Origin of the sequence: Nocardia pseudovaccinii, from assembly GCF_050942345.1 — a bacterium.
In the GTDB taxonomy this organism is placed as follows: Bacteria; Actinomycetota; Actinomycetes; order Mycobacteriales; family Mycobacteriaceae; genus Nocardia; species Nocardia pseudovaccinii.
Window position 1 is genome coordinate 9394943 of record NZ_CP192074.1, and the last position, 12680, is coordinate 9407622.

At 66.4% G+C, this 12680-nt stretch carries 11 protein-coding genes; 4 read left to right on the plus strand and 7 right to left on the minus strand.

Annotated features, from left to right (window positions below; translation table 11 throughout):
- Nucleotides 1-125 precede the first annotated feature (125 nt).
- Nucleotides 126-578 carry a DUF3592 domain-containing protein gene (locus tag ACQPZ2_RS42220; protein ID WP_040696927.1) on the plus strand — a complete coding sequence of 151 codons (453 nt, stop codon included), beginning with the start codon at nt 126-128 and terminating at the stop codon, nt 576-578.
- Between the two features lie 60 nt (nt 579-638).
- Here ACQPZ2_RS42220 and ACQPZ2_RS42225 read toward each other — a convergent pair whose 3' ends face one another.
- The 7 genes from ACQPZ2_RS42225 to clpB form a co-directional block, all read right to left on the minus strand.
- The gene (locus ACQPZ2_RS42225) at nt 639-1331 is read right to left on the minus strand and encodes a lysoplasmalogenase (protein ID WP_433523431.1); all 693 of its coding nucleotides are present in this window, start codon (nt 1329-1331) and stop codon (nt 639-641) included.
- Nucleotides 1331-2389 carry a beta-ketoacyl-ACP synthase 3 gene (locus ACQPZ2_RS42230; protein ID WP_063044805.1) on the minus strand — a complete coding sequence of 353 codons (1059 nt, stop codon included), beginning with the start codon at nt 2387-2389 and terminating at the stop codon, nt 1331-1333. Before ACQPZ2_RS42230 ends, ACQPZ2_RS42225 begins: the two co-directional genes overlap by 1 nt.
- A gap of 146 nt (nt 2390-2535) precedes the next feature.
- Nucleotides 2536-3102, minus strand: coding sequence for an orotate phosphoribosyltransferase (gene pyrE / locus ACQPZ2_RS42235; RefSeq protein ID WP_063044806.1), 567 nt, complete (start codon nt 3100-3102; stop codon nt 2536-2538).
- A gap of 5 nt (nt 3103-3107) precedes the next feature.
- The gene (locus ACQPZ2_RS42240; protein WP_245721158.1) at nt 3108-3899 is read right to left on the minus strand and encodes an SDR family NAD(P)-dependent oxidoreductase; all 792 of its coding nucleotides are present in this window, start codon (nt 3897-3899) and stop codon (nt 3108-3110) included.
- A 38-nt stretch (nt 3900-3937) separates the two neighbouring features.
- A complete protein-coding gene (locus ACQPZ2_RS42245; protein WP_433523432.1) occupies nt 3938-5071 on the minus strand; it encodes a hypothetical protein in 1134 nt (377 codons plus the stop codon).
- 56 nt (nt 5072-5127) lie between these two features.
- Nucleotides 5128-5955 (minus strand): DUF5666 domain-containing protein, encoded by an 828-nt coding sequence (locus ACQPZ2_RS42250; protein ID WP_433523433.1) that lies wholly within the window; start codon nt 5953-5955, stop codon nt 5128-5130.
- Between the two features lie 729 nt (nt 5956-6684).
- Nucleotides 6685-9243, minus strand: a complete 2559-nt coding sequence (clpB, locus tag ACQPZ2_RS42255) for an ATP-dependent chaperone ClpB (RefSeq protein WP_433523434.1) — start codon at nt 9241-9243, stop codon at nt 6685-6687.
- 222 nt (nt 9244-9465) lie between these two features.
- On the opposite strand from clpB, the gene ACQPZ2_RS42260 reads away from it, so the two are divergent.
- The 3 genes from ACQPZ2_RS42260 (at nt 9466) to ACQPZ2_RS42270 (ending at nt 12669) form a co-directional block, all read left to right on the plus strand.
- Nucleotides 9466-10401: an NADP-dependent oxidoreductase gene (locus ACQPZ2_RS42260; protein WP_433523435.1), complete on the plus strand. Its 936-nt coding sequence runs from the start codon at nt 9466-9468 to the stop codon at nt 10399-10401.
- 6 nt (nt 10402-10407) lie between these two features.
- A complete protein-coding gene (locus ACQPZ2_RS42265; RefSeq protein ID WP_433523436.1) occupies nt 10408-11304 on the plus strand; it encodes an LLM class flavin-dependent oxidoreductase in 897 nt (298 codons plus the stop codon).
- 207 nt (nt 11305-11511) lie between these two features.
- Nucleotides 11512-12669, plus strand: coding sequence for an FAD-binding oxidoreductase (locus ACQPZ2_RS42270; protein WP_433523437.1), 1158 nt, complete (start codon nt 11512-11514; stop codon nt 12667-12669).
- The last annotated feature ends 11 nt before the right edge of the window (nt 12670-12680 follow it).

The following is a 12680-nucleotide window of genomic DNA, read 5'->3' on the forward strand; positions in this document are numbered from 1 at the left end:
GTCATCCGTAGAATGGGGGCTGGGGTGTGGTGGGGGCGGGCAGGTCACGGTTGTGGTCAAGGCGGGTTCACGGTGGGGTGGGCGGTCCTATTCTGGAGGTGCAGGGCAGTCGGGTGGAGGCTGGCATGGATCACGCACGCGTTCTCCGCACAGTGCTCGGGGTGACCACCGGGTATTTGATCGTGCTCGGATTCTGGCTGGGCTGGCTACTACCGCATACGCCGCCGGGGACCGAGCCATTCCAGATCGTCGCGCTGGTTGGTCTGTTCGGATCGTGCGTGGGCGTCGGAATGCTATTGGCGGCTCGGCCGTCGCGCGCGGATCGGCAGTTGTGGCGGCATGGACTGGAGGGATGGGCGACCATCGAGGGCGCCCATACGCTGCAGCGCACCGATCATCACACCGAACTGACCGAATTCGATCTGGAGCTCGTTGTGCCGGGATCCGAAAGTTACCGTGGCACTATTGTTTTCGATGTCACCCCGGCCGACAAGCCGCGACTGGCGGTCGGCGAGACCATCTCCATCCGGGTCGATCCGCAAAATCGCGATCGGATCATTCTCGTTCTGGGGCAATAGCTTTCGACCACCCGCGCGGACCAGGCCGACCCGGCATTTCGCCGAATCGACGGGCGCAGGTCAGTCCCGCGCGTGCGCTCGCGGATCCGCGAGCAGATATTGCGCGGCCGCGTAAGTAGCCAGGATGACACCCTCGGTGACCCGCCGGGAACGCTCGCTCCGCGCGAACAGCCGCCGCAGCACGATCAACCCATCGGAAACCGTGAACAGCAGTGCACCCAGACCGACCCGGCTACGCGGATCGGCACTCGGAATATTCAGTCCGCCAACATTTTTCGCGTCCGGGGCCAATCCGGGATCGGAGGCGAGCACCGCCGCACCACCCAGCGTCGCACCGTAGGCCGTCAGCGGAGCCGCCACGGTCGGCGCCTTGGCCCGCATCAGCAGTGCGGCACCGAGCCAGGCCAACACCCGTGGCACCGCGATCTCCGGACGCGGCCGCCCACCGCTGCGCCACCAAAGCACCGAATATCCGGTCTGCATCACCGCGAACGAAGACGCCCCAGCGATCAGCCGCCGATCGTTGTCCGGCTCGATCAGCAGCACATCACCGATGGTCGCGGCACCGAGCGAACCCAGCAGAACTGTCCGATCAACCGGCTCCAACACCGCCTGATCGGTCGCCACATCCGCCGCCAACAGCGGCATCAGCAGCGGCTTCGCAACCCATTGCACCTTCTCGCGGCCGGTGACCGCGCCGTACACGGTCGCCGCCGCTGCCGCCAGAAATGCGGCTCGCAACGGTCGCACCATCAGAAGCTCGGCTCTTTCGGGGCGGGCGGCAGCGTGACAACCTGGCCCGCATAGCTCAGCCCCGCACCGAAGCCGAGCAGCAGCGCCACCTGGCCGCCCTTGGCCTTACCGGTCACCAGCATCTCCTCCATCGCCAACGGGATGGATGCGGCGGAGGTGTTGCCGGTGTTCTCGATGTCATTGGCCACCGGGATGTCATCGGCCAGCCCGAGGTTCTTCTTCATCAGCTCGTTGATGCGTGCATTGGCCTGATGCGGAATGAAGACCTCGATATCTTCCTTGGAGACACCGGAGACCTCGAGCGCCGAGGCCAGCGCACGCGGCAAAGTGACCGCCGCCCAACGGAATACCCGCGGGCCCTCCATCCGCAGCGACATCCGGCCGATGGGCTCGACGGCCGGATCGGTGCCCTGCAGCCGCTGTGCCTTCTCCATGTATTCGAGGAAGTTCACGTCCTGCTCGATCGCCGAGGCATTCTCGCCGTCGCTGCCCCAGACCGTCGGGGAGATGCCGTTCTCCTCGCTCGGGCCGACCACCACCGCACCCGCACCGTCGCCGAAGATCATCGCGGTGCCGCGATCGGTCGGATCGAGTCCGACCGTCATCGTCTCGGCACCGATGAGCAGCACATATTCGGCCGATCCGGAACGAATCAGGTCGGCGGCGACGCCGAGGCCGTAGCCGAAACCGCCGCAGCCGGAGGTCAGATCGAAGGCCGCGATGCCGTTCATCCCCAGGTCGTTGGCGACCTTGGGGGCGCCGTGCGGGGTCAGCGTCAACCAGCTCGAGGTGGCCAGGATCAGCGCGCCGATCTTGGACCGGTCGATGCCGCTGTTGACGATCGCCCGCTCACCGGCGGCCGCCGAAATCGACTGCAGCGTTTCCTCACCGCTGATCCACCGACGGTTGCGCACACCGGTGCGCTCATAGATCCACTCCGGGGTCGAGTCGAGAACCTCGCACACCTCTTCATTGCTGACCAGGCGTTTCGGACGGTAAGCACCGATGCCGAGCATCGCGACATTCGCACGGCTCTTATTGACTGCAATGCTCACCACAGGTAACTCCACGACCCTTCACTGTCTCGAACGCCTCATCGCGCTCGACGTATACGTCCTTTTATCGAGTCGCACCGCTGTCGGCGTTTCAGCGCAATGCGAAGCGCCGACCACCAGCGATGGCGACCCAGGACCGCATTCGCAGCTTAACCGAGGGCCAGATCCTTCAATCCCAGGATGGACCGGTACTCCAAGCCCTCCGCGGCGATTACCTGATCGGCGCCGGTCTCCCGGTCCACCACGGTCGCGACGCCGACGACGGTCGCACCGGCCTCGCGCAGTGCGCGCACGGCGGTCAGCGGCGAATTTCCGGTGGTCGTGGTGTCCTCGACGACGAGCACCCGCTTGCCGACGATGTCCGGGCCCTCGATCTGGCGCTGCATGCCGTGCGTCTTGGCGGCTTTACGCACCACGAAGGCGTCGATCGGACGGCCGGGTGCGTGCATGACGGCCAGTGCGACCGGATCCGCGCCCATGGTGAGTCCGCCGACGGCCTCGAAATCCCAGTCCGCCACCAGTTCGCGCAGCAACTTGCCGATGAGCGGTCCGGCACCGTGGTGCAGGGTGGCGCGGCGCAGGTCGACGTAGTAGTCGGCCTCTTTGCCAGAGGACAGCGTCACGCGGCCGTGCACGACGGCGAGCTCGCGCACCAATGCGGCCAATCTATCTCGGTCGTCCGTCGAAACGGTGGCCTTGTTCGCCTGGTCGATCATGTCTGTCAAGTCCTTCCGCGTGCGTTGAACATGCCGCGATTCAGTCGGGCCGCCAGGGCTCGCGGGATCATCCCGGCGGCGGTGGTTAGCACTTTGTACTGCACCCCGGGCACGCTGAGCACCCGGTCCTTCTCCAGATCACGTAGCGAACCGGCGACCACCTGGTCGACGCTCAGCCACAGCTTTTTCGGCAGCGAGGACATCTCGATACCGGCCCGCTCGTGGAATTCGGTGTGCACGAATCCGGGGCACAGGGCTTGGACCCGGACTCCCGTTCCAGCCAGTCCACCCGCCAGCCCTTCCGTGAAGGATACGACGTAGGCCTTCGAAGCCGAATAGGTCGAGCCGCGTCCGGGGATCAGACCCGCGACGCTGGCCACATTGACGATGGAACCCTTCGCGGCCGCGAGCATCGATGGCAGCGCGGCCCTGGTGAGCTGCACCACCGCGGTGACATTGACATCGAGTTGAGCTTGGACCTCGGCGGGCGGCTGCGTCCAGAACTCCCCCGACTGACCGAATCCGGCATTGTTGACCAGGAATTCGATGCCGTCGGCGGCGCGGGTCAACACCCGATCCCGATCGTCGGCCTTGGCCAGGTCGGCGACGAGCACCTCCGAACGGGTCGCGAATTTCCGCTCGAATTCCGCGGCGAGTGCGTTCAGCCGGTCCGTGTCGCGGGCGACGAGCACCAGGTCGTAGCCGAGTGTGGCCAAACGCACGGCGAATCCGTGCCCGATGCCGGAGGTCGGTCCGGTGATCAGCGCGACGGGGCGGGTGGCACCGGGCAGGCGCACAGGTTGGACAATCGGTGTCGAGAGGGCGTCATGCCCGCTCACTGCGGCACGGGTCCCTGGTACGGGCGGAATCCCGGGTGGAACGGACCGCCGGGCGGTTCCGGTGTGTGCTCTGCCGACGGCCAATCGTCCGCATCCGGCTCGGATCGGACGGGCTCGGGCTTCGCGGGTTTGCGCTGGGCCGGACGGTCCTCCGGCGACCAGTCGTCCTCCGGTTCGGCTGCCCAGCGCTCGTCGCGGGCCCGCGAGCGGGAGTCGGGGACGACCGCGAGACTGGGGCGCCGGGGCGGCTCAGGGGTCACCGGTTCGGCGGCCGGTTCGTCGTCGTAATAGTCGTCGTCGGAGTACTCGCGGTACTTCGGCCGGTCGAAATCGTCTTCGTCATAAGACGATTCGTCGTAGGCGGAGGCCTCGTAGTCGTCGTCGAAATCCTCGCCCTTGCGCAGATCCGCCGACGCGACCCGCGCGGCCACCGGACTGTCCGCCTCGTCCCGCTCGTCCGCGCGCTTGCGCGGATGCGGCCGTCCCGGATCGTGACCACCGGAATCCACCCCGCGCGCATCGCTGACCGGCGGCAGCACATGCAGCAGACCGGACAGGCGAAGCACCGCATCGATGGCGGTCTCCCAATCCTTGGCCACCGTCCCGACATTCAGCATGCCGAGGGTCCAGTTGCCCTCACTCCACAGCATCTGGACGCTATCGGGCAGCGATTCGATGAAGGCGACCATGCGCTGGTCGACCGCGTGCCTGGCGATTTCCGGATTGGTCGCGAACACCACCCGATCGCCGATCGCACCGAGTAGTTCCAGATCGGCGTCCTTCGGCGGGGACGCGGTCTTGAGCCGCATATCCACATCGATATCGGAGCCGATCTGCCTGCGCACCGCGACCAGCGTCGCCGCGTCTTCCAGATCGAAGAGGACGAATTTCTCGCCCTTGCGGATGCCGGACACCACATCCACCGCGGACAGGTAGCCGAGCTTGGCCAACGCACCGCGGCGCCAAGTGGACGCCAGCGCCGGTTCCACCGACACATACGTATAGCCCTGCGCCTTCGCCCACACCTGGCGCGCATGACCGGTCCGCTGTCGCTGGACCCGATCGAAATACAGCAGCACGATCGCACCAACGAGCGCGATCGCCGCCAACCCGAACCACATTGCCGTCATCGTCGCCTACCCTATAGAGCCGACAGGGCTATTGCGCATTACTGCCCGCTGATATTTCACCGCGTGCCCCCGGGCAGTGCGGTACTGATGATGATCTTCGCGTCGATCGAACCGTCCGCGGCCTTATCGCCCTGCACCACGACCATGTCGCCGACCGGAAGATCGGATGCCTTGGACCCGGTCAACGAGATCACCTGGGTCTTGTCGGTGGTGCGCACCGTCACGGCGGATCCGCCGATGGTGTCGAGGGTCAATTGGCCACCGGCATTGGCTTTGATGGTGCCCATGGTCGCGCCGAGGTTATCGATGCCGCCGAGTCCCGGAATGCTCGGCAGGACCTGAGTGGTCGATGGACCGCCCGAGGGCACGGGGGATCGGCCCGCGGTCGGGAAGGCCGAGGTGCTCGCGGCGGAGCTCGACGAGGTGTCCTTACCGCCCATCAGCACGCCCGCGAGCACGCTGACCGCGCCGATCAGCAGAATCACGCCGACTCCGAGGGCGGTCCACAGCCCGGTATTGCGCTTACGCGGCGGTTGCTGATCCGGGGGTAGGGGTCCACCCGGCGGGCCGGGCGGATACTGCGCGCCGGGCTGGCCGTATGCACCGACCTGGGTCGGCTCCCGCCACGCGCCACTTTCCTGCCCGCCCCACTGGACCTGGCTCTCGTACGGCGGGAACTCCTTGGTGGCATTGACCGGCGGCGGCCCCCACGGCTCGTATTGTTCGGTCGATGGATAGACCGAGGTCGCATCGCCGTGGCCGAACGCCTCGGTGTATTCCGTCGTAGACGACGAAGGCTGAAATCCCGACTTACCCGACGGACCGATATGTTCCGTCGGCGCATCCTCCGGTCGCTGTGCCCAGGGATCGTTGGGACTACTCATGGCCTCCAGCGTAGGCTCTGTGTCTTTGGCCGCGCCTTCGGCGCGGCGTGTTCGCGGCCCCCTGGTGTCTCGCGTCCGAGCCGTCGAGACTCGCGACTTCGTCGCATGCGCTTCGACGGCTCGCACGCGAGACGGGCCGCGAACGTCGCTCGTAAGACTCACTCCGTCGTGGTCGCTGATGGCGGCACGTCCGGCACCTGACATACACGCGCCGGATAGGTGAGACCCGCGCATGCGCTTCGACGACTCGCACGCGAGACGGGCCGCGAACGTCGCTCGTAAGACTCACTCCGTCGTGGTCGCTGATGGCGGCACGTCCGGCACCTGACATACACGCGCCGGATAGGTGAGACCCGCGCATGCGCTTCGACGACTCGCACGCGAGACGGGCCGCGAACGTCGCTCGTAAGACTCACTCCGTCGTGGTCGCTGATGGCGGCACGTCCGGCACCTGACATACACGCGCCGGATAGGTGAGACCCGCGCATGCGCTTCGACGACTCGCACGCGAGACGGGCCGCGAACGTCGCTCGTAAGACTCACTCCGTCGTGGTCGCTGATGGCGGCACGTCCGGCACCTGACATACACGCGCCGGATAGGTGAGACCCGCGCATGCGCTTCGACGACTCGCACGCGAGACGGGCCGCGAACGTCGCTCGTAAGACTCACTCCGTCGTGGTTACCGGAGATACCCAGCTGCGGGTTGATCGCAGGCTGGGCCATCTCGGTCAGCCGCGCCCGACGATGAGACTTTCGCCGTTCGGGCTCACGTTGACAGCGACGGTGTCGCCGTCGGTGACCTCGCCCGCGAGCAGCTCCTTGGCGAGGGTATCGCCGATGGCCTGCTGGATCAGCCTGCGAAGCGGGCGGGCGCCGTAGACCGGGTCATAGCCGCGCACGGCGAGCCAGAACCGGGCCGAATCGCTGACGTCCAGCTTCAGCCTGCGCTGCGACAGCCGCTTCTGCAGCTGGTCGAGCTGGATATCGACGATGGATTCCAGCTGCTCCTCGTCGAGGGCGTGGAACATGACCACATCGTCGAGGCGGTTCAGGAACTCCGGTTTGAAGGCCGAGCGCACCGCGTTCATGACGAACTCCGGATCGCCACCCGCACCCAGATTCGAGGTCAGGATGAGGATGGTGTTGCGGAAGTCGACGGTGCGGCCCTGGCCATCGGTCAGGCGGCCCTCGTCGAGTACGGCGAGCAGGATGTCGAAGACATCGGGATGTGCCTTCTCGATCTCGTCGAAGAGCACGACGGTGTAGGGCCGACGCCGGACCGCCTCGGTCAGCTGACCGCCCTGGTCGTAACCGACATAGCCGGGCGGAGCGCCGACGAGCCGGGCGACCGAGTGCTTCTCGCTGTACTCGCTCATATCGATGCGGACCATGGCGCGTTCGTCGTCGAACAGGAAGTCCGCCAACGCCTTTGCCAGCTCGGTCTTACCGACACCGGTCGGGCCGACGAACATGAACGAACCCGTCGGCCGGTTCGGATCCGCGACACCGGCGCGCGCCCGGCGCACCGCATCGGAAACCGCCTGCACCGCCTCGGTCTGGCCGACCACGCGCTTGCCCAGCTCCTGCTCCATCCGCAGCAGCTTCTGGGTTTCGCCCTCCATCATCCGGCCGACCGGAATACCGGTCCAGGACGAGACCACCTCGGCGATATCGTCGGGGCCGACCTCCTCCTTGAGCATCACTTCGCCGTCAGCGGCTTTGGCGGAAGCCTTTTCGGCCTCGGCGAGCTGCTTCTCCAGCGCCGGTATGCGCCCGTAGCGCAGTTCCGCGGCCTTGCCGAGATCACCATCGCGCTCGGCGCGTTCGGATTCACCGCGCAGGGATTCCAATTCCTCCTTGAGGACGCGCACCTGGTCGATAGCGCTCTTCTCGTTCTGCCAGCGGGTCATCAGCTGGTTGAGCTTCTCGCGGTCGTCGGCGAGTTCCTGGCGCAACTTGTCCAGGCGCTGCTTGGATGCCGCGTCGGTCTCCTTTTCCAGCGCGACCTCTTCGATCTCCAGCCTGCGCACCGCACGCTCGACCTCGTCGATTTCCACTGGGCGCGAGTCGATTTCCATGCGCAGCCGCGACGCCGACTCGTCGACCAGATCGATCGCCTTATCCGGTAGGAACCGGGAAGTGATGTACCGGTCGCTGAGCGTGGCGGCGGCGACCAGTGCGGAGTCGGTGATGCGCACACCGTGGTGCACCTCGTAGCGATCCTTGATGCCGCGCAGGATGCCGATGGTGTCCTCCACCGACGGCTCACCGACCAGCACCTGCTGGAAGCGGCGCTCCAGGGCGGCGTCCTTCTCGATGAATTTGCGGTATTCCTCCAGCGTGGTGGCGCCGACCAGGCGCAGCTCACCGCGTGCCAGCATCGGCTTGATCATATTTCCCGCATCCATCGCCGATTCGCCGGTCGCGCCCGCGCCGACAATGGTGTGCAGCTCGTCGATGAACGTGATGATCTGTCCCGCACTGCTTTTGATCTCTTCGAGTACGGCCTTCAGCCGCTCCTCGAATTCACCGCGATACTTCGCGCCGGCCACCATCGCGCCGAGGTCGAGCGAGACGACGGACTTGCCGCGCAACGATTCCGGCACGTCACCGGCCACGATGCGCTGGGCAAGGCCCTCGACGATCGCGGTCTTGCCGACGCCTGGTTCACCGATCAGCACCGGGTTGTTCTTGGTGCGACGGCTCAAAACCTGTACGACACGACGGATTTCGGTGTCGCGCCCGATGACCGGATCGAGCTTGCCCGCACGGGCCGCCGCGGTGAGATCGGTCGAATACTTCTCCAGCGCTTGGTAGCTGCCCTCCGGATCGGCGCTGGTGACCCGCGCGCTGCCGCGTACGGTGGTGAATGCCTCACGCAGCGCATCGGGGGTCGCGCCGTACTTCTTCAGCAGCATGGTCACCTCCGAATCGCCCTCGGCCAGGCCGACCATGACGTGTTCGGTGGAGACGTATTCGTCGCCGAGTTCGGTGGCCAGGCGCTGGGCGGCGGTGATCGCGGCCAGTGCCTCGCGGCCGAGTTGGGGTGTGGTGGTCGCACCGGTCGCTCGCGGCAGTTTGTCCACGATGTCCTGCGCCTCGCGTCGAATGGTCGCCGGATCTACCGCGACAGCCTTGAGCAAGGGGGCGGCGATGCCATCGGTTTGATCCAGCAACGCCACCAGCAAGTGCGCCGGACGAATCTCCGGATTGCCCGCGGCCGAGGCGGCCTGCAGGGCGGCGGTCAGGGCCGCCTGGGTCTTGGTGGTGGGATTGAACGAGTCCACAAGTCACCTTCCTACTAGTCGATTCGCACTATCCAACGTCCGAAAGGTTGAGTCTGTTCCACTCAACTTTGATTTTTTCGACACTTGAACAGACTCGGGCTGAACGCTACGCCGCGACACTGCCGAATGGCATCAATCGCAGGGTCCACGGGACCGCGATGCCTACGATGGCCTTGGCCGTTGGTTGATGCATCAGATCCAGCCCGACTCGAGGAGCGATGGATGCGCGCGATCGTGGTACGAAGCTTCGGAGCAACACCCGAACTGGCCGAAATGCCGACCCCCGAACCCGGCGCGGGTGCGGTCAGAATCCAGGTCGAGGCGGCCGGTGTCAACCCCTTCGACCAGAAGATGGCAGGCGGCATTCTGGATGGCAAGCTGCCGCACGATTTCCCGATGATCCTCGGCGTCGACGGTGCGGGCACGGTGACCTCGGTCGGCCCCGGCGTCACCAAATTCGGCGTCGGTGACCGCGTCGTCGGCAAATTTCTGGTCCCGCCCGCGGGCCACGGCAGCTTCGCGGAGTACTCGGTACTGCCCGAGGACGCCACCCTGGTCCCGATCCCGGACCGGGTGCCGACCGTCGCGGCGGCCGCCCTGCCGACCGCGGGCGTCACGGCGCAGGACATCGTGGACGCCACCAAAATCGAACCGGACCAGAAGGTATTGATCGTCGGCGCCACCGGCGGCGTCGGCTCCTTCCTGGTGCAACTGGCGAATATCGCCGGAGCGCACGTCATCGCGACGGCGCGCGGGGCGGTCGCCGATCAGATGACCAGGCTCGGCGCCGCCGAGACCATCGATTACACCCGGGGTCCGGTCGCCGAACAGGTCGCCGCCGCGCATCCCGACGGCGTCGACGCATTGTTCGATCTGGTGAGTCCACCCGAGGCGCTGGCCGAACTGACCGCGCTGGTCCGCGACGGCGGCACCGTCTACTCCACCATCTGGTCCGCCGATCCGGACGCACTGCGCGATCGCGGCATCAAAGGCGGAAATATCGAATCCTCCGGGCGCGGACCGGAACTGACCCGCCTGCTCGATCGGGTCGCCGCAGGCGATGTGGTCGTGCCGATCGACGCGACCGTCCCGCTGGACCGGGGCCCCTCGGTCATCGGCGCGACAGGGGCGCGGGGCAAAACCGTGCTTGCCATGTGAGGCCAGGTGAGCCGCAAAAAGGGCTCACGCCCACCCGAATTCGGCCTCTTCCTGATTCCGGAGGCCGACAACTACCAGCAGCTCACCGAGCTGACGACATATGCCGAAAGCGCCGGACTGGACCTGATCGGCGTCCAGGACCATCCCTACCAGCGACGCTTCCTCGACACCTGGACCCTGATCACCGGCTTGGCCATGCGGACCGAGCGACTCACCTTCTTCCCCGACGTGGCCAACCTGCCACTGCGCAATCCCGCGGTACTCGCGAAATCCGTTGCCTCCCTCGACATCATGACCGGCGGCCGGATCCATCTCGGACTCGGCGCCGGCGCGTTCTGGGCCGCCATCGCCGCCATGGGCGGTTACCACCTGAGCGCGGGTCAATCAGTCCAGGCGCTGGCCGAGGGCATCGCGGTCATCCGAGCCATGTGGAGCGACGAACGTTCGGTCCGGTTTCCCGGTACCTACCATCTGCTCGCCGGAGCGCACCCCGGACCGCAGCCGCAGCACGATCCAGGCATCTGGCTCGGCGCGAAGGGACCGCGCATGCTCGCCCTGACCGGACAGCGCGCCGACGGCTGGCTGCCGTCGGCGGCCTGGGCCCCGCCCGAATTCCTGACCGAGGCGGGCAAGCGCATCGACGATGCCGCCGCCGCGGCGCACCGCGATCCGCGTGCCATCCGCCGGGTCTACAACCTGTCGGGCACCATCACCGCCGACGGTACGGACTACGGCTTCCTGGAGGGCCCGCCCGAGCGCTGGGTGGACGATTTATCCACACTGCATCGTGACCAGCGCATCGACGGCTTCATCTTCTGGCCGACCGAGGGCGACCCCGTCGACCAGGTACATCGCTACGCCGAATTGGTCGCGCCCGCGGTGCGCGCGAACGTCGCGAGTTGACCCGGCGGTAACCCGGAGCAAGCGAGGTCGCGATATCCTGCATAACCGGCCCAGAGCAGCCCCGATTTGCCCACGGATTACCGTGAGCGCGGGCGTGATCGGCCATACCCACACGACCATGTGATTTTCAGGGATACTTGTCGGCGGAGGACCGCCGGTAACGGATATGTCCCTGGGCAGATTTTGAGGGAAAGGAAGCTCCACGTCGTGGATGCGCGTTCGGCAGCGCTGGTCCGCGCCAACTTCCGAGCGGTGATCGAGTCACCGAACGGACCCGAGCGGTTGATCAGTGCGTTTTATGGTCACCTGTTTGCGGAGAAGCCGCAGCTGCGGGAATTGTTCCCGCCCGCGCTGGAGATGCAGGCGAAGCGGGTGGTGACCGCCATCCATTACGTGCTCGACAACCTCGAGGACTGGGGGCGGGCGCAGCGGTTCCTGGAACAGTTGGCGCGCGATCACCGCAAGTACGGTGTCATCGCCGCGCACTACGACATCGCGGGGCGGGCGCTGCTGGCCGCTTTCCGGGTCTTCAACGGTCCGATGTGGAATCGCGGGCTCGAGGAGGGCTGGCGCGATATCACCATCCTCATCTCCGCCTCCATGGCCATCGGCGCCAATTCCGACAAATCGCAGCCGTACTGGGATGCGACCGTGGTCGGCCATCGCCGGGTGCTCGAGGACTTGGCGATCGTGCGGCTGCAGACCGACAGCCCGATTCCGTATCAGGCCGGGCAGTACGTGCCGATCTCGCTGCCCCAGCGCCCCAAGATGTGGCGTTACCTCTCGCCCGCGATTCCGGCGAATCCCTACGGCGAGATCGAATTCCACGTGCGCAAGATCCGCGGCGGTTGGGTGAGCCCGGCCATCGTCAACGAGACCAGGGTCGGCGATCGGTGGATGATCGCGGGTCCGCTCGGCGGTCTGCACATCGATCGTGACAGCGGCCGTGACGTGCTGCTGATCGGTGCTGGCACGGGCATCGCACCGCTGCGCGCGCAGCTGATCGAGATGGGTCAGCGCGGCATCAATCCGCGCGTGCACTTCTTCATCGGCGGTCGCTACCCCTGCGATCTGTACGACGTGGAGAATATGTGGCAGCTCTCGCAGAGCAATCCGTGGCTCACCGTGGTCCCGGTCTGCGAGCAGAAGACCAACCCGTGGTGGTATCCGCATCCACCGCAGGACGAGCCGTACGGCATGCACCGCCGCCTGATCGGAAATCTGGGCGCGGTCGTCGCCAGCTTCGGTTCATGGTCCGACCGGCAGATCCAGATCGCCGGTTCGGCCCGCATGATCGCCGACACCCGCCGCGCCCTGATGGCGGTGGGCACCCCCGAGTCGGTAATCAGCTCTGATCCCGTTTAACGCTTCCCTTG